Source organism: Alkalihalobacterium chitinilyticum, assembly GCF_029028005.1.
In the GTDB taxonomy this organism is placed as follows: domain Bacteria; phylum Bacillota; class Bacilli; order Bacillales; family Bacillaceae_F; genus Alkalihalobacterium; species Alkalihalobacterium chitinilyticum.
The window spans coordinates 190,842-210,371 of record NZ_JAOTPO010000005.1 but is presented as its reverse complement, the minus strand read 5'-3'; the positions used below and the strand labels follow the sequence as shown (position 1 = coordinate 210,371).

The 19,530-nt window shown below is 36.7% G+C and carries 24 protein-coding genes and 2 riboswitches; of the genes, 18 read left to right on the top strand and 6 right to left on the bottom strand.

Annotated features, from left to right (window positions below; translation table 11 throughout):
- Positions 1-16 precede the first annotated feature (16 nt).
- The 9 genes from N7Z68_RS09700 to N7Z68_RS09660 all read left to right on the top strand — a co-directional run bounded on the left by N7Z68_RS09700 (position 17) and on the right by N7Z68_RS09660 (position 4,768).
- Complete coding sequence (locus N7Z68_RS09700; protein ID WP_275118342.1) at positions 17-334, top strand: hypothetical protein; 318 nt, start codon at positions 17-19, stop codon at positions 332-334.
- The gene (locus N7Z68_RS09695; protein ID WP_275118278.1) at positions 324-1,079 is read left to right on the top strand and encodes a GvpL/GvpF family gas vesicle protein; all 756 of its coding nucleotides are present in this window, start codon (positions 324-326) and stop codon (positions 1,077-1,079) included. Before N7Z68_RS09700 ends, N7Z68_RS09695 begins: the two co-directional genes overlap by 11 nt.
- Before the next feature lie 2 nt (positions 1,080-1,081).
- Positions 1,082-1,330: a gas vesicle protein GvpG gene (locus N7Z68_RS09690; protein WP_275118277.1), complete on the top strand. Its 249-nt coding sequence runs from the start codon at positions 1,082-1,084 to the stop codon at positions 1,328-1,330.
- A gap of 10 nt (positions 1,331-1,340) precedes the next feature.
- Entirely contained in the window at positions 1,341-2,186 is an 846-nt protein-coding gene (locus tag N7Z68_RS09685) for a GvpL/GvpF family gas vesicle protein (RefSeq protein WP_275118276.1), read from the top strand.
- Positions 2,179-2,388, top strand: coding sequence for a gas vesicle protein (locus N7Z68_RS09680; RefSeq protein WP_275118275.1), 210 nt, complete (start codon positions 2,179-2,181; stop codon positions 2,386-2,388). Before N7Z68_RS09685 ends, N7Z68_RS09680 begins: the two co-directional genes overlap by 8 nt.
- 19 nt (positions 2,389-2,407) lie before the next feature.
- On the top strand, positions 2,408-2,692 hold the full coding sequence (locus tag N7Z68_RS09675; RefSeq protein WP_275118274.1) for a gas vesicle protein K: 285 nt from the start codon (positions 2,408-2,410) through the stop codon (positions 2,690-2,692).
- A 15-nt stretch (positions 2,693-2,707) separates the two neighbouring features.
- A complete protein-coding gene (locus N7Z68_RS09670) occupies positions 2,708-3,016 on the top strand; it encodes a gas vesicle protein (protein ID WP_275118273.1) in 309 nt (102 codons plus the stop codon).
- The gene (locus N7Z68_RS09665; RefSeq protein ID WP_275118272.1) at positions 2,991-3,155 is read left to right on the top strand and encodes a hypothetical protein; all 165 of its coding nucleotides are present in this window, start codon (positions 2,991-2,993) and stop codon (positions 3,153-3,155) included. The genes N7Z68_RS09670 and N7Z68_RS09665 overlap by 26 nt, the downstream gene beginning before the upstream one ends.
- A 272-nt stretch (positions 3,156-3,427) precedes the next feature.
- Entirely contained in the window at positions 3,428-4,768 is a 1,341-nt protein-coding gene (locus N7Z68_RS09660; protein ID WP_275118337.1) for a Na+/H+ antiporter NhaC family protein, read from the top strand.
- Between the two features lie 142 nt (positions 4,769-4,910).
- Here N7Z68_RS09660 and N7Z68_RS09655 read toward each other — a convergent pair whose 3' ends face one another.
- The 3 genes from N7Z68_RS09655 to N7Z68_RS09645 all read right to left on the bottom strand — a co-directional run bounded on the left by N7Z68_RS09655 (position 4,911) and on the right by N7Z68_RS09645 (position 7,111).
- A complete protein-coding gene (locus N7Z68_RS09655; protein ID WP_275118271.1) occupies positions 4,911-5,426 on the bottom strand; it encodes a YsnF/AvaK domain-containing protein in 516 nt (171 codons plus the stop codon).
- 92 nt (positions 5,427-5,518) lie between these two features.
- Complete coding sequence (locus tag N7Z68_RS09650) at positions 5,519-6,004, bottom strand: YsnF/AvaK domain-containing protein (RefSeq protein ID WP_275118270.1); 486 nt, start codon at positions 6,002-6,004, stop codon at positions 5,519-5,521.
- Positions 6,005-6,187: 183 nt separating this feature from the next.
- Positions 6,188-7,111 (bottom strand): S66 peptidase family protein, encoded by a 924-nt coding sequence (locus tag N7Z68_RS09645; RefSeq protein ID WP_275118269.1) that lies wholly within the window; start codon positions 7,109-7,111, stop codon positions 6,188-6,190.
- Positions 7,112-7,440: 329 nt separating this feature from the next.
- Here N7Z68_RS09645 and N7Z68_RS09640 point away from each other — a divergent pair, with 329 nt between their 5' ends.
- The 3 genes from N7Z68_RS09640 (at position 7,441) to N7Z68_RS09630 (ending at position 10,569) form a co-directional block, all read left to right on the top strand.
- On the top strand, positions 7,441-8,094 hold the full coding sequence (locus N7Z68_RS09640) for an LptM family lipoprotein (RefSeq protein ID WP_275118268.1): 654 nt from the start codon (positions 7,441-7,443) through the stop codon (positions 8,092-8,094).
- A gap of 228 nt (positions 8,095-8,322) precedes the next feature.
- Positions 8,323-8,469, top strand: a riboswitch (cyclic di-AMP (ydaO/yuaA leader).
- Between the two features lie 91 nt (positions 8,470-8,560).
- Positions 8,561-9,217: a potassium channel family protein gene (locus N7Z68_RS09635; protein WP_275118336.1), complete on the top strand. Its 657-nt coding sequence runs from the start codon at positions 8,561-8,563 to the stop codon at positions 9,215-9,217.
- A gap of 5 nt (positions 9,218-9,222) precedes the next feature.
- Positions 9,223-10,569, top strand: coding sequence for a TrkH family potassium uptake protein (locus N7Z68_RS09630; RefSeq protein WP_275118335.1), 1,347 nt, complete (start codon positions 9,223-9,225; stop codon positions 10,567-10,569).
- A 112-nt stretch (positions 10,570-10,681) separates the two neighbouring features.
- Here N7Z68_RS09630 and N7Z68_RS09625 read toward each other — a convergent pair whose 3' ends face one another.
- Positions 10,682-11,701, bottom strand: coding sequence for an ion channel (locus tag N7Z68_RS09625; protein ID WP_275118267.1), 1,020 nt, complete (start codon positions 11,699-11,701; stop codon positions 10,682-10,684).
- A 145-nt stretch (positions 11,702-11,846) separates the two neighbouring features.
- Positions 11,847-12,341, bottom strand: coding sequence for a hypothetical protein (locus N7Z68_RS09620; RefSeq protein ID WP_275118266.1), 495 nt, complete (start codon positions 12,339-12,341; stop codon positions 11,847-11,849).
- A 324-nt stretch (positions 12,342-12,665) separates the two neighbouring features.
- On the opposite strand from N7Z68_RS09620, the gene N7Z68_RS09615 reads away from it, so the two are divergent.
- The 5 genes from N7Z68_RS09615 (at position 12,666) to N7Z68_RS09595 (ending at position 18,829) form a co-directional block, all read left to right on the top strand.
- Complete coding sequence (locus N7Z68_RS09615; protein WP_275118265.1) at positions 12,666-13,271, top strand: hypothetical protein; 606 nt, start codon at positions 12,666-12,668, stop codon at positions 13,269-13,271.
- A gap of 337 nt (positions 13,272-13,608) precedes the next feature.
- Entirely contained in the window at positions 13,609-14,907 is a 1,299-nt protein-coding gene (locus N7Z68_RS09610) for an FAD-dependent oxidoreductase (RefSeq protein WP_275118264.1), read from the top strand.
- Between the two features lie 280 nt (positions 14,908-15,187).
- Positions 15,188-16,963: an SLC13 family permease gene (locus tag N7Z68_RS09605; RefSeq protein ID WP_275118263.1), complete on the top strand. Its 1,776-nt coding sequence runs from the start codon at positions 15,188-15,190 to the stop codon at positions 16,961-16,963.
- A gap of 43 nt (positions 16,964-17,006) precedes the next feature.
- Positions 17,007-17,483, top strand: coding sequence for an RrF2 family transcriptional regulator (locus tag N7Z68_RS09600; protein WP_275118262.1), 477 nt, complete (start codon positions 17,007-17,009; stop codon positions 17,481-17,483).
- A 385-nt stretch (positions 17,484-17,868) separates the two neighbouring features.
- A riboswitch (cobalamin riboswitch) is annotated at positions 17,869-18,062 on the top strand.
- Positions 18,063-18,244: 182 nt separating this feature from the next.
- Positions 18,245-18,829, top strand: coding sequence for a GNAT family N-acetyltransferase (locus tag N7Z68_RS09595; protein WP_275118261.1), 585 nt, complete (start codon positions 18,245-18,247; stop codon positions 18,827-18,829).
- A 56-nt stretch (positions 18,830-18,885) separates the two neighbouring features.
- On the opposite strand, the gene N7Z68_RS09590 is transcribed toward N7Z68_RS09595, so the two are convergent.
- A complete protein-coding gene (locus N7Z68_RS09590) occupies positions 18,886-19,053 on the bottom strand; it encodes a hypothetical protein (protein WP_275118260.1) in 168 nt (55 codons plus the stop codon).
- 170 nt (positions 19,054-19,223) lie between these two features.
- Here N7Z68_RS09590 and N7Z68_RS09585 point away from each other — a divergent pair, with 170 nt between their 5' ends.
- Positions 19,224-19,430: a hypothetical protein gene (locus tag N7Z68_RS09585; RefSeq protein WP_275118259.1), complete on the top strand. Its 207-nt coding sequence runs from the start codon at positions 19,224-19,226 to the stop codon at positions 19,428-19,430.
- Positions 19,431-19,530 lie beyond the last annotated feature (100 nt).

Genomic DNA, 19,530 nt, shown 5'->3' with positions numbered 1-19,530 from the left:
ACTTCAAAGGTACGACATGGAAACCGAGGTATTAATTCTTACAAAGAAAACAGGTGTAGTCCAAAAAGATGCTCAAATAATTGCAAAAATCGTAAATTATGCGAGAACCTTATTAGAAACAAAAAATATCCAGATTCCTAGTATTCGATCTTCCATTATAATCGCAACGATTGCACAAAAAACGAAAATGACAATAGATCCTAAAAACAAAAGCTTTCTAATGCTCTGTAAGGATGTCTTATATAAACCAATTTTTAATTATAATACAGAAGAAACAGAAGAAGCCCTTATAGAGTTGATGGACACTCTAAGGAGGTGGGATTTTGAAAAATAAAACAGGGATCTATACGTTCTGTTCGATAAAAACGGAAGACCCCACTACTTTTCAATCCGTCAAATTCGATTTAAAAGAAACGAAAGTCTATACACTACACTATAAAGACATTGCCATGGTTGTTGCCAAAGTTCCTCTAAAAATTTATACACCGAAAAGAGAAAACCTCCTCGCTCATCAATCTGTCATCTCAAATGTTATGAAAGATCACTCTGTTATTCCAATTAGTTTTGGTAACGTTTTTAAATCTGAAGAAGATGTATTGGTTCTATTAAAAAAGCTTTATCAGGAATTCACACAAATTTTTCCAAAAATTGAAAATAAATTTGAAGTCGGATTAAAAATAATAGGTAACAAAGAATGGCTTAAAGAAGAAGTCGAACAAAACTCTCAAATAAAAAAATTAAAAGAAACGATGCAACGAAAATCAAAGAATGCTGCTTATTATGATCGGATCAGGCTAGGGGAGCTCACTAAAAATTTCTTCCTCTCGCTTCAGGAACAAATAGTAGAAGAAGTCTATTTGCCATTATCAGAGCTAGCTGAATCCTCCAAAGAAAATGACATTATTAACGAAAGAATGCTCTTAAATGCTGCATTTCTCATAGATTCTACAGTCGAAAATGAATTTGATAAAAAAGTCAACGAGATCTACCAAAAGTGGGCTGAAAAAGTAGAGTTTAAATATACCGGGCCGTGGCCCCCGTATAACTTTATTAATATTAAGTTAAAGGTGGAGGGATAGCGATGCTTCATAAACTTTTTACTCTCCCGTTAAAAGCAGTCATCAAAGTAGGAGAAAAAATTAAAGAGGAGGCTGATCGAGAGCTTTATGATCTTGAATTTATCCAACAGCAATTGGTTCAGTTGCAAATGCTGTTGGAAATGGGTGAAATTACTGAACAAGAGTACGCAGTTAAAGAAGAAGAGTTACTTCTACGCTATGAAATCGCGATGGAAAGAGAACAAAGTAACACAGAAGTGATAGAAGAATAGGAGGGCTCCTATGATAGCTGAAACGAAAAAAGATGGATTGATATATGTCTATGCATTAGTTCCAACGACTGAAAACAACTTAATCCATTTAAATGAACAGGTAGGAATAGATAGTAAAAATTACATTTCACTTAAAGAATTGGGACCTATGACAGCTGTAATTTGTGAATTAGACAGTGAAAAATTCTCCGTTGATAACATAGAAGAAAATACACAAGATCCAAAATGGCTTTCCGTAAAAGCAACCCATCACCATGAGGTCGTCTCTCTTCTTCATACTCATTGTACAGTAGTTCCTTTAAAGTTTTGTACCATTTACTCAAATATGAACAGTCTAAGACAGGAACTGGAGCAAAAGCAAGATAAGCTTATGAAATTACTTACACGATTTAAAAAACGGGATGGGTGGAATGTAAAAATCTACTGCCAAAAAGAAAAGTGGTTTTCTTCCTTAGAAGAACAAGATCCTACGATACTAAAACAGAAAGAAAAAATCGCAAAAATGCCACCTGGCACTCAATTTCTAATGAAGAAAAAATTAAAGCAAACATTAATCGCTTCAGTTGACCAACATATTGAACAAGAAGTTCAGAAAGTTCACGATTTATTACTTAAGAGCTCTGATCATTATAACCCTAAAAAAATATGGAATAAACAAGTAACTGGTAAACCAGAAGAGATGGTTTGGAGTGGTGTTTACTTAGTTCATAACGAGGAAGCCATTGAAAATTTTAGAAAGATCATTGAGAACATTCAATTAGACCTTGGACAGTACGGGGTAAAGATCGATTTAACCGGCCCCTGGCCACCCTATGATTTTCTCGACATAGATTGTGAGGAGATTGCTATTGAATGAATTAAGATTAAATCATAATAAGGATATTAGTTTACTTGATATTTTAGATGCTGTACTCGATAAGGGAGTAACGATACGTGGTGAAATTCTTATATCTGTTGCTAACATCGATCTCGTTTACGTTGATTTACGACTTCTCGTTACTGCTGTGGAGTCTTTAAATCGTAAAAAATCAATAAGAGGAGTAGAAGAGACTATGTAAGGCTACGGAGGTATCAAACATGACGGATTCCATACTACCTAGTGAAAAATTGAACTTCAACTCTGAAAATGTTGAACAAGGTTTAGCAAAGCTTGTATTGACTGTAATCGAGCTCTTGAGACAACTAGTAGAGCGTCAAGCACTTCGAAGGGTAGAAGGAGGAGCATTATCTGACCAACAAATTGAGGAGTTAGGAGTTACATTGATGCAACTTGAAGAAAAGATGGAAGAATTAAAACGGGCCTTTAATTTAGAGGGCGAGGAACTAAATATTGATCTTGGACCCCTTGGGAACATGCTTTAACTAAAGGAGGAACATATGGCTATTCAACATTCCGCTCAATCGAGTAATGTCCTAGAAATTTTAGAAAAAATATTAGATAAAGGTGTTGTGATTGCCGGGGATATTAAGATTTCCTTAGCAGATGTTGAGCTACTGTCAATCAAGATTCGATTAATTGTTGCATCTGTAGATAAAGCCAAAGAAATTGGCTTAGATTGGTGGGAGAGTGATCCTTACTTATCGACAAAAGCAAAATCGTTGGAAGAAGAAAATCGTTTATTAAAAGAAGAGCTCGAACAATTGAAAGAAGGTGGAGAACTTGAAAGAACTCCTGAAGTGGATTGAGATGGATTTAAAACATATTGTTAATGATTTAATCGATCACGGAAAATCTATATCCGTTGGGGAAATGCAAGACGACGAGAAAGAAGTTAAAGGACAATATTACATCAAAGCTAAGCTAGGACTTGATGACGAAGATTAACTTATAAGCTTATTCGTTTTTTTCCTTTTATTTAAGGGGCGATGCAGTGTTAAATTAACATTTCAGAAAAACAAGGGAATTAATAACCAGAAATAAGTAGAGAAGGAGCGTTTCTACAAAAATCGTGGAGACGCTTTTAATAATAGATTAACATTACTAAACTATTGTGATCTAAGTACATAAATCGATTTTCCATGTTAGTATTAGTAGGTCGAAATTGTTAAGTTTTATAATAGGTTATGCCTTTTTAATATAAATAGGAGTGAAGAAAACTGCATACATATAGGTTTTCAAACATACAGATTTTTAGTCTAATAATTATTACTCTAGTAGGAGTTTTATTATCCGTGAGCTTCGGTAAGCCTTTAGTTATTGGGTTTTTACCAGGCTTTATCAGCTTAGTTCTTATTGTAAGGCGTAAGGGTATCCCGTTTCATGATATATGGACTATTTGTAAAAAAGGGATTAAGAAAACACAGACCGTCATTTTCATCTTATTGTTAGTCAGTTTTGTATTACCGTCTTGGTATCTGGCAGGAACGATTACCCAGTTAGTATCGATATCACTGCATTTCATTACACCTGAATACTTTTACTTATTTACTTTTTTCATTGCGTTAATTTTCTCTATGGTTTTAGGAACATCTGTAGGAACGCTAAGTGCTGTCGGAATTCCGATCATGAGCAGTGCCTTAGCAATTGATCTTTCGCCAGAAATTGTAGCTGGTGCACTTATATCTGGAGCTTTCGTAGGGGACAGGACCTCTCCATTTTCAAGCTCACATCAGTTGTTATCACATACAGTCGAGCTTCCTGGAATAAAACAGCTTCGCGCTATGTCTATTACTACAATTATTGCCATTATTATTGGGATTGGTTTTTATGGACTAATGGATTATCAAAAGGAAATAAAGGCGGTGGATTTCAATGAAATTTCCTGGAATGAATTATCCATCATTCAATTTCTTCCACCGTTGATTTTAATAGCTGTTGTGATGATGCGGAAAGGTATTATTTATGCATTTTTAGCTAGTATTTTAACAGCTTGCATCATTGCGTTAGTCCAAGGGAGAAGCGTATCTGAGCTTTTAAGTGTATTAGTATTAGGCGTGGATGATATGGGTGGCGGTCTAATTAATATGTACTTACTCCTACTATTTCTTGTGTTAGCAGGTGCCTATAATGGTTTATTAGAGGAGTATCAAATTATCCAACCGATATTAGATGGGTGGCTTGAAAAATCTAAAACACTAGTGGAGGATACCCTTAAAACCATTGCTGCCACACTAGGAATTTCTTTAATCTCTGCAAACCAAACGCTCCCTATCATCCTAACAGGACGAACGTTCTTACCACATTGGTCAAAAAAGCAATCGAAACAAGAGTTAGCGAGGGTTATGGCTGACTCAACGATGCTTTTCCCCGGAATGATTCCTTGGAGTGTGTTGGCAATTATGTGCAGCACGATCGTAGGGGTGCCGATTATTTCATACTTACCATATGCAATTTTTCTATGGATTTTACCTTTATTAACCATCTTCGTATCTGCAGTAAAACAACTTCAACAGGTGAAGAACGAATCATTTAAGAAAAATAAGACCCATATTTCATAAGGGTATATAGTAAGAAAAATACCCTTTATTCAAACGACAAATAAATAGAAAACCGGGTTTTGACTCGGTTTTCTTTTCTAGCTGTTCACGCTGGGCTGACACATGGCATCAAATTAGTCGATCATGACCTAAATCAGAAAATCTATTGTTGTTCGTTATTCCTAGCCACATCTACTGTACCATCGATATCAACATCAGCGGTTTCTTTCTTGACGGTTGCCTTTACTTGTTGAATTTCTGTGACTTCTTGTTTAGAAATCGAAACATCGTTTAGTTTAACAGGATGTTTATGAATTTCAATTTCTTCTTCCTTTAAAGGTATACGATATTGTTCCTCATCGCCAGCTTCAATGACCATTTCTTGTCGCCGGATCGGAACGGTAATCGTTTTTTGCTCTTCTACGACTTCTTTATGAATTTTCACTTCGCCTGTTTGTACTCGTTCTTTTTCTATGTCGAGCTCTTCTTCACGAAGTTGTATGGTCTGTTCTTCCTGCTTATTTTTTTCATCCAGTTGTGTAGTTGTTCTCTTTGTAAATAAAGAAAAGAAAATCCCACCAACAATTGCTCCGACAATAATCCCAGAAAATATCGTAAATCCCATGACCCATCCTATCAAGCTTCCGAGAATAGCTCCAATTAGAATTGACTTTCCCATAGGTCCTCCTGAATATATTTTTATTTTAGATTGCACAGTTTAGGAAAGAGTATGTATAGGAGGCTGACCCTTAAGCCAGCCTCCTATCTTAATTATTTGCGGTCTTCATTTATAACGTCAGCAGTACCATGTGTTTCAACGTCTGCTACTTCTTTATGAAGAACATCACGAACTTGTTGGGTTTCTTCCACTGAACGTTTATGAGCAGAAACTTCACCTGTTACGACCGTATGCTTATCAACATCGATCTGTTCAGCAGTTACTGGAATATGAACCGTTTCTTCATTGGTGATCGGCTCATTTGTCGGTTCACGGTCAACTGCTTTTCTTTCAACAACTACTTGATCATGAGCAACCGGAACATTGACTGTCTGTTCTTCTTCGACAATATCTTTGTGAAGCGTTACATCGCCTGTTTCAACACGGTACTTGTCAATGTCTAATTCTTCTTCGCGAAGATCCATATGCGCATTTTCACTAGCAAATTCTGTATCTGCTTCGCGGTCTACATTACGTACTTCTTTACGTTTTTCCTTCTGAGTGTTTTCTTCTTCGTTTAACCAATCAAAAAAGCCCATGTATAAACCCTCCTAGGAAAATGTTTGTTAGACCAACTTACACGAAGTATGGTATCCGACATAAAAGCAAACTATACGGTTTGAGCAATGGAGGAATTATACAATCATTGAAGATCACTTTGGATGGAGGCGAACCTTCCCATAAAAAAACAACGCGTTACTCACACGTTGTATTTCACCCACTTAAGGGGACACTGTCGGCTCGATAACCGTTAGCGTATTTTCAGTTGTATTTAAATTAACCGTCGCTCCAATTGGTATTGCCGCCTTATATAAACCATGTCCGGTAGCAACGTTTGTCATTAATGGTTTTCCTAAAGGTACTAACCATTCATTTATTAGATCCTCGTAGGAAGTACCGTAAGAAACGAGACAATTCGTACATTCTCCCATGACAATTCCGATACAATCGTCGAATTTTCCTGCCATCAATAATTGGACCAAGTACCGAAACACCATGGTTGTCGGAGCATTAATTTCTTCTAAAAACAAAATCTTACCAGCTGTATCCATTTCATAAGGCGTTCCAAGCGTATTGACTAAGGATGCCATATTTCCACCTACCATTGGCCCTGTCACATCTCCTGGAACTAAACTAATTTGAGGCATATCTGGAGGATTTTCAATTACCCTAGGAGAGAGAAGCGTAGAAGTAGCTGCAAAAAACTGATCAAAATTATACGACGGTGTGTTCGGTCTAAAGTCAATCAACAATAAACTATGGAACGTCGTTAAATCACTAAATTGATACAATGTATTAAGAAGAACGGTGATATCACTGTAGCCTGTAATGATCTTCGGATTTGCACTTATTTCTTCAAAATCGAGATAGGGAAGAATTGTTTGAACGGCAGTTCCGCCTCGAGTCGGCAAGATCATTTTAACCGTCGGATCTCTAAACATCATCATCAAATCCTCGGCTCGCTGTTGGGCAGGAGCCGCAGCAATTCCTTGCCATGAATACACGTGTCGACCGTACGCAATATTATAACCCATATTCTGAAGCCCTTGTATTCTTGCATTCGTAATGTTCGCATCAAGAGGACTGCCTAATGTAACTATACCAATCGTATCCCCACTTTGTAACCGAGGCGGTTTTATTGCCATATGATCCGCTCCTTGTCTTTCTAGTGAAAACAATTCAAATCCGCTAAAAAAGGTCCTTTAAAAACAATTCTGATCCATTTTTCTCCTATTTTATGAAATGATTAATTTTAAAATTACAAATTGTTTACTCATTCACCTAAGACCGCTAAATGGGTGAATGAGCAAAAATATCCAAGAATGAAAACAACTGCATTTTTTCCCTAAGTTATTTGGTGGTTTTTAAACATATAGATCAGGGTTTAACCTGATTGGTTATAAATAGGAATAATGTTACCTTTTGTATAGGGGAGTAAATAACAAATATAAAATATTTTTTGGAGGAATGAACGATGAAAAAAATAAAATTATTCGTTGCAGCAACACTACTTATTGGAGCACTAGCAGCATGTGGAACTAGTACACCAGAAGAAGAGGCTCAAACACCAACTGACGGTGAAGTTGTAGAAACACCAGGTGAAGGTGAAGGAGAAGAGCCAAATGACATTGAGGAACCTGTAAACGATGACGAAGAAATGATCCTAATACCTGAAATGAAAGAGCTAGAAATAGAAGTCGAAGGACAAATCGAAAAGAGAATTGCTCATTTAGAAGTAAGTGACTTAAACTATTCTTTGTTTGTACTTGAGGGCTATTCATTAGAAGCGGAAGAGCCAGGTAAGGATGTACTATTAATGGACTATGATAACGAATTTTTTGTAAGAATTGAACCTCAAGGAAAAGGTGTTAATGCAGAGGAAATCAAGAACCATATTATCGAGTATGCCCAAGGAACGGTAGAAGAAGGACGTTCTGTTCCATTAGCGAATGTAGAGTATGCCGTGTTAGAAGTAGTCGAAGACGGAGCAACAGCTATCATTCATACGGCGAAAGATTTCAATGGAAACTTATTTAAATTTACGATGTTCTTACCAGGTAAAGAAGCTGCTGAAGGAGCAGAACCAAGCTTTTGGGCGATGCTAGATACAATCTCAGCTGGGGAATAACCTTCTAATACAAAAGTAATTATACAAAGAAACCTCCGAATGAACTTGCTCATTCTGTGCGGTTTCTTTTTGTTCATCATTTCCGGTGCCAGGCACCTTTAGCGCAACAGCGCATTAAAGGTGCCTGGCACCGGTTTGTTAAGCTATGTAAAGTTTTAGAATAGTTATTGACAACTTTAATTAAGAGGAGTAAATTTATCTCCATAATAAAAAATTTAAATACCTAGTACCTTTTATTCGCTGAATCTATATGAGCGGGGGAACCAATTTTGACATAGCAATATGTCTTGGGGTGAATCTTATTTGTGAAATAAGAGGGGATACTCTCAGTCCCTAATCCGACAGCTAACCTCGTAAGCGTTACTTTTCTTACTAGAGAGAAGGGTCTATGGATAAGCCAAAGACCATTCTATTTGTGATGGTCTTTTTTGTATTGGGTACGGTGGTAAAAGGAGAGAAGAGAAATATGAGAAAACAGTTCGCAGTAATTGGTCTTGGAAGATTTGGGAGCAGTGTTTGCAAAGAGTTGTATAAGCTAGGCCATGACGTCCTTGCGATAGACAACAATGAGGAGAAAGTAAATAACATGACACAATTCTCCACCCATAGTGTAATCGCAAATGGTACAGACGAGAATGCACTTCATTCATTGGGAATACGTAATTTTGACTTTGTCATTGTCGCCATCGGGGACAACATTCAATCTAGTATTCTATGTACATTAATTCTCAAAGAGATGGGCGTTAAAAACGTCTGGGTAAAGGCGCAAAATTATTATCATCACCGCGTACTTGAAAAAATCGGTGCAGATCGGATTGTACATCCTGAACAGGATATGGGTATTCGAATTGCTCAACATCTCGTCTCAGAAAAAATAATCGATTATATTGAACTATCAGATGAATACAGTATCGTGGAATTAATCGCTAGTGAAAAAGTAGCAGGTAAATCACTTGCTCAGCTTGATATTCGCGCGAAATATGGCTGTACGATACTTGCAATAAAACGAAATAAAGATATTAATATATCGCCTTTCCCTCAAGACCTAATTGACAAAAACGACATATTGATTGTTATAGGTCATAAAAACGATCTCAAGAGGTTTGAAGAAGAGGGACTGTAATGAAAATGTCGAACTTATTTTCTTCAAACCAAATGAGAGGGAAAGTTATACATCTTTCTCCTCCACAAATTTTAGCACTAAGCTTTCTCGTTTTTATTGCAATTGGAACTGTTTTATTAAAGTTGCCCGTTGCATCCACCACCTACATCTCATGGTTAGATGCCTTATTCACAGCAACGTCTGCGATTACTGTAACAGGACTGGTCGTCGTGGATACAGGAACTTATTACACAGTTTTCGGTCAGGTTGTCATCATGTGCCTCATTCAACTCGGTGGTCTTGGGCTTATGACTTTTGCTGTTCTTATAATAATGATGCTTGGAAAAAAGGTTGGGTTACAACAGCGGATCTTAATTCAAGAAGCTTTTAACCAAACGTCCATTGGAGGGTTGGTTCGTTTAATTAAAATCTTAGTCATATTTACTCTCATTTTAGAAAGTATTGCATTTACTATACTCTCGATCCGATGGATACCCGAGTATGGGTGGCAAGAGGGGATGTACCAAAGTCTATTCCATACGATTTCCGCTTTTAATAACGCTGGGTTTTCGTTATGGTCCGATAGTCTCTCAGGTTATGTTGGAGATCCTGTAGTTAACCTTGTAATTACGGCTTTATTCATTACAGGCGGGATTGGATTTACCGTACTAGCTGATTTGTGGTATAAAAAGAACTTTCGTCGATTATCGTTGCACTCAAAACTTATGATTGTTGGAACATTTGCTACGAACATCATTGCGATGCTTGTCATTTTTGTATTAGAATATGCAAACCCAGCCACATTAGGAAGCTTGCCGCTGTCAGATAAGTTATGGGGTGCTTATTTCCAAGCCGTGACCCCTCGAACAGCAGGATTTAACACACTTGAAATTGGTGATATGACAACCGCCTCAATTTTACTCATTTTATTACTGATGTTTATCGGAGCAGGGAGCGCATCGACAGCGAGCGGGATCAAATTAACAACGTTTTTAGTTATGATATTAGCGACTATTACTTTTTTAAGAGGAAGAAGCGAAACCGTAGTATTCGACCGAACTATTAAACAACAAACGAAGATACGTGCACTAGCGATTATCGTTATCAGTATTTTATTTATCTTCTTGACGTTGTTCATCTTAACCATTACTGAAAACGCACCATTTCTTATGATCGTGTTCGAAGTATTTTCAGCCTTCGGAACGGTCGGCCTTTCAATGGGGCTAACTGGTGAATTATCAGCAATTGGAAAGCAAGTTATTATCCTGTTGATGTTCATCGGCCGAATAGGACCACTTACACTAGCATTTACACTAGCCAGACCGAAAAAGTCGAATATCCGGTACCCAGACGAAGAAGTCTTCACAGGCTAAAAAATCCGGTAGCAGGTACCTTTAATGCGCTGTTGCGCTAAAGGTACCTGCTACCGATTTATTAAATATTCACTTTATATGCTTTAATATTTCTTATCAAATAATGTATGACTTACTTGATTTTTTGATAGGTTGCTTTATTACAGATAATATATAGTTCCGCTTCAGCGGGGATCGGTTCTCCTAATTTTGTTAGAATATTAAAATCGTTTCGATCCGATATGAGGTTTGCGCCGGCTCTCTTTAAGTCTTCAAAAGCATCATTATAAGTTTTCCACTCTTGATGTTTATTGATTTTCCATAAATCTACACCGCTTTTACGGCTCAATAGTTTCATCACAAGCTTGCCTGATCCTCTGTGTACAGCTGATTTTGCCATTAAATCTGATAGTGCCTCGTCAGCGAGTATAAATTCATCTACATTCGCATGTTCAAATGTCGGAATATGTTTCTCCTTCAGTATTTCAACTAATGTATAGATTTCTTTTTCCTTTTCCTTCGCATAACTTTCAATTGAGGAGACAATGATTAATGACTTTCCATCCGCAGCAATTGAGTCCATTACGTTATCTTTCGTGAAAATTAATACTGCCTTGGCATACAGTACATTGGCTTTCTCCAACACTTCTTTGTCAGTTGGGTCACCTTGGATATAAAATAATGTTTCCTCGTCCATAGGAGATTTCGGCATAAGGTCAATCAAAACAATTTTTGAATGATCATCAATAGCAAGTATTTCTTTCATCGTATGCTTTGCTTTATTCGACCACCCAATAATGACATAATGTCCTGAACCTTTATACTTCAATTTACCTTCCTCCTTTAATTTACGATAAATCCCAAAGCCTTCAACAATTTTTCCGATAACGATACCAATTAAACCAATACCAAAAAAATATAAAAAAAGCCCAAAAACCTTACCTACAGTTGTTTCAGGAACAAAATCACCATAACCAGTAGTCGTTACCGTTGTCATTACATACCAAAATCCAATAAAGGGAGTGGGAAAGACGTCAGGCTCAATCCAATGAATGATGTAAGAACTCCCTATTAAAAAAATAATCGTAATGATAATTAAAGTAAGCTTGCGAATTCTTACAACCACTTTCATTAGTTCAAAAATCATCAACATTCTTCTTATACCATCCTTTCACCAGAAATTATTTCCAATTAAAAAACCAAATAACCTACACAACCAACAAAAAAACCACCCACGCTTCGAAAAGAAGGGGAGCGGTTCATACAATAAGCTTTCAAATTTAATGCAATCAACCAGCTTACGCCATTTCATAAACACTAACGAATGTTGCCATGTAACGTACAAATCCATGGAGTGCTATAATTTCTGCAATTTCTTCTTTAGTCGTTCCTTGTTCTTGAAGAGAACGAAGCGTCTCACGATCGACATTTGCCGGGTTAACAGCTAACGTTTTTGCCAGTTTGGCCAATAGGATTTGCTTATCACTCATCCGAGCCGGATAGTTTTCTTGTAAGAGTTCATCAAACTGTTGACGGTTCCAGCCATAGCGCTTTAGTATCATCAAATGTGCAACAAGCAGTTCTTGAATACCGAGAGTGTGCGCAACAACTGAAGCACAAATCCGCTTATCTTCATGGGTTGCTGCACCAGACTTGAACGTTTCTCCAGCTAATGCCCAAAGCCTCGGTAGAAGCCCAGCGTCTGCCACAGCATAATACGTCATTGGTATTGTGCCATAATAATCCTTCACTTCTTTCAGCATCCGCTTCGTTTTATCATCATATTGGTCCATGTCTTCACACCCTTAATATTTTTAGAATATTAAGAATTATAATACCACATCTCCACCATTAGGGTATAGAAGATTTTAACTATTTACAGATAATTCACAGAATTGACTTTTTATAAGTCGAGCCGACTAGATATAAAATAACAATCCTTACTTGTCATATCCCTTTATTTACTCCCTTTCCGGCTAAAATTTGACCTTAAGGTAGACAAGATATAAATAGTAATTAACGGTATTTTAACTTCCTCCACATGATTTGTAAATTAATTGGTAATTATATATTTAATGATTAAACTACGAATGAGAAATGATAAAGTGAGGATCATCATGAAAAGGAACCAAGTTATACTACTGCTTTTCACACTAATTCTTGCAACAGCAGGATCCTTAAAACATCTACCAAAACACTACAAAGAGGTAGGGTTCATCAGTTTTTTTAATGCTTTTTATTACTACATATGTAAAAGGTATCTTCTATGGGAATTCCGGCCAAAAGGAATTGATTGGCGCATCATTCGAGCAGTGCATACTTTTGTAACTACACCTCTGGTGGTTTTATCAAGTTTAGCTAAATTCCCTAAAACCGTGCCAAACCAAATCGTTCATGTGTTAAAATGGACATTTATATCTACCTATTTAGAGCATGTGGTCGCTCAACAAAAATTAATTCGATTTAAGCATGGGTGGAATATTTATTGGTCAGGCTTAATTTATTTATTAATGTATACATACAGTTATTTGCACACTAGAAATCCTCGATTAGTATGGATGATGTCGTTAGGGACAGCGATCTTTTTTATCATGAGATTTAAAATTCCTTTAAAACCAAGACTACTCAAAGGTCCAATCTGTCTAGTCTTAAAAAAAGAACCGCCATTCAATCTGACAAACAGTAGCTTTATTAATTCCTTATATTCTAAAATTATAAATTAGGCACTTTTTCCTCGTATTATTGCTTTTATCAAAAGGAGCCGTTAAAGGAGAAGAAACAGACTTCTACTTTGTCATAAATCGTAGAGCAACAACTTTAGGATAACAATATCCAACGACTGTCAGACCGGACAGTCGTTTTCTTATGGGTCGTCGTAAATTACTTTTTATAGTCTTCGAAAAGCAAGAAGAAATTTATACTATTTTCATAGTAGTAAATCATTGATTTCTACGATTCAGAGTACTATCATAAAGGTTGCAACTAATTTTATCAAAGTATAATGAATTAGAGATAATTCTGAAAAATGAATATATAATGGGTTACATATTGGAGGTTATCATGGAGAAACAATTGAAATCGTATGATGTTGTCGTAGTAGGTGGAGGTTTAGCGGGTCTTGCTGCCGCTGCATTTTTATCTTTTAATGGAAAAAAAGTAGCACTATTAGAACGTGGAAAGCTTGGAGGAAGAGCAGTAACTTTACCGATTAAAGGGTTTAACTTCAACTTTGGTGCACATGCCATTTATGGAAGAGACACTTCAATTCTTAAAAATTTTGAAAATGAACTAAAGCTTAATATTGAATGGAAAGATTTTAATCCATATAAAGCTAGATACGACTCAGGTGAAGAACTAAGTCATGTGCCTTCTAATGTCCGCGGTCTTTTTAAAACGAAAATCCTCTCATCTCCTGGGAAAATTGTCTTTGCTTGGGAAGTCTTTAAGACGATGCTAAGTATCGACTCGGGTGTACCACACCAATCGATCGGAAAGTGGTTAGAAAAGCAAAACATCGGTGAAGACGTCAAAAAGATGATGTTAACACTCGCATCATCCAACTTCTTTACAAGTGAACCTGAACAAATACCTTCAGAAGTGTTTTTCCAATACTATAAGAGGATCTTTACCACAAATAAACCGGTTGCGTATATCGGTGGCGGGTGGCAGGCGTTGATTAATGAGTTCGTTCGTGTCATTGAAGAGAACGATGGGGACATTTATGAAAAAGCAAAAGTTCAACAAATTGAAACGACGAAAAATAAAGTGACGAAGATTATGTTTGGTGAAGAGCAGTTTGAAGCGGATGAGTTTGTTTTTGCAATCCCGCCAAAAGAATTACTGAAAGTTTTTAAAGATACTGAGATTGAAGATTGGGTCAGTCATTATGCGAAATATAAATCTTCCAACGTATTCGTTTATGATATCGGACTTTCAAAACGAGTAGAAAGTCCATTCACATATATTTACGATCGAAAAAACCAAATGTTTATTACAGATATTTCGTATTACGATGAAACCTGTATCCCGGAAGACGGACAACTCCTACAAGCAGTTGCTTATTTAAAAGATGAAGACATCGGCAATACCGAAGCATTAGAAACATACAAGCAACAAATTGAAGCCTTGTATGATAAACATTTTTCCGGCTGGCGGGAAAATTTAGCTGTTCCTCGTATTTCAAAAAATGCAGTTGTTCAAGAAATTAAATGGAATATGAATCAACAAGCGATGCCGATTTACTTCCCAGATTATCGCAATACTTTCTTTGCTGGAGACTGGTGCCAAGGACAAGGCCAGTTATCTGAATTATCATTTTCAAGTGCTTATGATGTATGTAAATTAATATTAAATAAATAACTATATCCGAGAAAGCATTCAGATCATTGAGTGCTTTTCTTTTTTTCTCTTATAGAAAGCTAACCATAAAATAAAATTAATTCATAGTTGACAACTATGTTTAGTTTGAATAATATAATATTTAACAAATAAAATACGAAGCTGATTGGAAACACCAAAGGCTAATACTTTCAAACTATTTGGAGTATTAGCCTTTTTTTATCTTTAATTCACACTAAACTAATAGGTTTTATTGAATTAATATTAGATTGGAAAACAAGCAGCTGTTGGGGGCATGAACATGACTTTTGAAATTGCATTTGTTATTTTTGTTGTACTTGGAATGTTGGTGTGTCTGATCCGAGAAGTGGCACGGCCAGACTTTATCGTCGCATGCGCTCTAGCTGTATTGTTATTAAGCGGAATTTTATCACCTGCCGATGCATTAAAAGGATTTTCTAATGAAGGAATGTTAACGGTCGCGCTATTATTTATTGTCGCTGGTGCGATCAAGCAGAGTGGGGTATTAAATAATATTGTGACTAAGTCATTAGGTTCTGGGAAAAGCGAGCGAAAATCATTGTTGCAAATGATGGTGCCAATCTCAAGTTTATCTGCGTTTCTAAACAATACACCGATTGTTGTCATGTTTACGCCTGTCATTCGAAAATGGTGTAAGGAACGAAACATTTCACCTTCTAAATTTCTAATGCCGCTATCTTATGCAACCATTTTTGGAGGAACGTTGACACTCATCGGAACTTCAACGAATTTAGTCATCCATGGTTTTATGCTCGAAAAAGGCTTTGTTGGTTTTTCTATGTTTCAACTAGCTTTAGTCAGTTTTCCAGCTGGACTGCTTGGTATTTTATTTATGGTCACCATTGGCTATAAACTGCTGCCGGATCGAAAATCTTCAGAAGATACATTTGGAGAAGATGCGAAAAAGTATTTATCAGAAGCGACTGTCGAACTAAATTCACCACTTGTTGGAAAAACGATTGAAGAAGCAGGTTTACGTAATTTAAGCGGCTTATATTTAATTGAATTGATCCGAAATGGAGAACGAACAACATCTGTTCCTTCATATAAAAAATTATTGGCTGGAGACCGGTTAATTTTTACTGGTGTTTTATCAACGATTGTCGATATTCAAAACATCAAAGGACTTAAAGTAGAAACAGGAACGCATTTAAAATTAGAAGATTTACAAAACGGCAGTGCATCTTTAGTAGAAGCTGTCGTTTCACACCGATCTTCTCTGGTTCATAAGACGATCAAAGAAAGCAAGTTTCGCAGCTTTTATGGGGCAGGGGTAGTGGCCGTCCATCGCAATGACGAGCGGATTAATGACAAAGTCGGGGATATTAAATTAAAAGCCGGAGATACTCTCTTACTTTTATCGAATAAAGACTTCGAGCCTAGATGGTCTAATTCTAAAGATTTCTACTTGTTATCATCGCTTGAAGAACCTGAAATTGTTGATCCTAAAAAATCGATTATTGCCCTTACTACATTATTAACTATGATTTTACTAGCATCTTTTAATGTTTTACCCATGTTTAAAGCTGCCGTATTGGCAGTCATTGTCTTATTTTTAACGAAAACCATTACAATAAGCGGTGCAAAAAAATACATCCAATTCGATGTCCTCTTATTGATTGCGTGTGCCATTGGTATTGGTACGGCACTTGATCAAACAGGGGCTGCAACTTGGATCGCTGACCATTTTATTCAACTAACAAAAGGGGCAGGTGTGATAGGTGCAATCGCAGTCGTTTACTTATTAACTACGGTGTTTACTGAGGTGATTACAAACAATGCAGCTGCCGTCCTGATGGTGCCGATCTCTCTAGCGATTGCCACTCAATTAGCGGTCGATCCAATGGCATTCTTTGTAACTATTGCCATTGCAGCGTCAGCAAGCTTTGCAACACCGATCGGTTATCAAGCGAACTTAATCGTCTATGGTCCAGGCGGCTATCGGTTTTCTGACTTTCTAAAAATCGGGATACCACTTAATATGTTGTACATGGTTGTTACCGTTATTATTGTGTATGTCGTATGGATTGTTTAATACAAGATAGATAGAAAACTAGTATGATAATAAGAGGTGGATGATGAAAATATCAAGCAAAGGTGAGTACTCATTACGAGCATTAATTGCACTAGGAGAAAATGTGGGAAAGATGATGACCGTTACTGAGATCAGTACGATTACGCATGTCCCGCCACCTTATTTAGAAAAAATATTAATGCAGCTGAAACAGTTAAGCTATATTACAAGTCGCCGTGGCTTCGGCGGGGGGTATCGACTACGAATAAACCCTAGTGAAATATGTATCGGTGAAGTCATACGGAAACTCGAAGGCCCTTTAGCACCCATGAGTTGTGTCAGTGTTACATCCTATGAACATTGTGAACTAGAAGGAAACTGCAAACTCCAGCCATTATGGGGACTCGTTCGAGATACCGTTGCTCACATATTAGAGAATATAACTTTAGATGACATCCTAAAAAATAAAGTGATTGAAAAAGAACAGCTTCTTAATGTTTTATGGGGAAATCGAAGGGATGTTCGTATGGATATTGAATAGATGTACTTAACTAAATAAGAATATCAAGAAGAGAGGTAGTTAACACCTCTCTCCTTCTTATTTCTGAACTATTTTGACTCTTATACTATTCAACGAACCAAGTTTATTATTTTGGTGGTTCTTCTTTTTGGTCCTCGCAAGAATTATGAGTAAAAGTACAACAAACAGTTGGAAGAAAGATTTAAAGCTTTCATTTATTCAAGCTGGACTTCTAATCGCACTACTTCCGCTCTTTTCTTATTTTATAGATTTTATTAAGTAGACCAAAAAATGGGTATCATACTTCAAACTTTTTCAACCAGCAAGAAAAATAGTGTTGAAATATTCTAACGCTAGATATAAGATTACAACATATCGTAAATCTGTTTTAACCAACAACTGCATATTGTATTTAGGAAGTATGGGTGTCTAATAAGACTTAATAGGGAATCTGGTGTAAGTCCAGAACTGTCCCCGCAACTGTAAGTGTGGATGAAATGAGGTTACCACTGTATAAGTAACGCATCAGCGGCTTGTATGGGAAGGCTCAAAGTAAAATGAAGCACAAGTCAGGAGACCTGCCTTTACTTTCAAAAGTTTCAATTTCTTCGGGGGGTGAGAAGATGAGACGGTACAGACAAACTATTTCTTCTTTTTATCACAGGTTTAGTACCGTTTAATTTATCATTACTCTTCCGGAATCGGGAGAGTTTTTTTATTTTCCTAACATAAAGTGCGCGGTTTAACTTATCAATAATCAACTTACAAAAAGGAGCAATGACATGAAAAATCAAATACAATTGGTTTCTGACTTTCATTCTATTAAGAATTATATGAAAGATTATCCATTTCATCCGTCATTAAATCGTTTTCGAGAGGCAAAAGAACAACAGAAGGCGTTACTGGCAACACTTGAAAATGGGAGTCGAATTTGTATTGCAACCGATAAGGACTGGATAGTTGGCTATACGTTAATACTTGCCCCGGAAGAAAACGAACGTTGGAGTGCCTTACCGTACATAAAAGTGCTAGGAGCGATTGAAGTAGCACCTTCCTTTCGAAGTGAAGGGATCGCAAAGAAATTACTTCACGGTATTTGCGACGAACCACAAATAGAGCAATTTATTATTTTATCCATCGAGTATGCTTGGCATTGGGATCTTCATATGGTAAATGAAAACATTGAGGTATATAAAGCTTTATTAAAACGTTTATTACAAACACAGCATTTTAATGAAACAGTAACCGACGATCCAGATGTCGCACAGTACAAACATAATTTCATGATGGCGAGATTTGGGAAGCAAGTATCCAGTGATCAAATCAACCAATTTATGAGACTGGCTAATATAAACTCCATATTTTAAATATTAAAAAACACCCGAACTTCGGGTGTAATTCATTCTCCATATCCTTACACAGCTTACTTTTTCTCCAATTCTTCCTCAAAGAAAAAAGTGGCTGGCTGTTCTTTGACGGTGTATGAATATCTTTTCATGTTCTTAACATATTGGGATTTAGAGACGGTTACTGTTTCATCCGTTGCTTTAATTATCACTTCTTCACCGCTAGTAAACAGATTTTTCTTCATCAAATCACCCTCTCTAGATGGATACTTTTATTATAGCTCAATTTGCATAGGAATAATAGGGGAGACGCCGTATTAACTTTGTCAAGAGAATTCTTCGTAAACTTTGTTTCCTTTATTTGTAATAAACATCACACTACTGAAAAGGGAAGCTGCTCACAAAGAAATAGAAATTGGATCTGGTAATTACTGAACGCAAACCGATGAAAGCAACGAACGAACAGCTTCTACAAGGACCTTTAGCAGATGCAATGACTCATGTTGGCCAGCTGATCATGCTAAGGAGACTTGCTGATTCACCAACAGAACGAGAAAACTATATTAAAGCAACCATACAGTCTGGCAGCCTCAGACCAACTTCCACAGAAAGGAAAGACTGATTAATCGGCTCTTCAACGCAAATGGCGGCGTGGAGCCGATTGCTACCCTCAATAATGGCTAATTAGTAAAGGGACGCTGCTATTTTTATTATTTCATCTT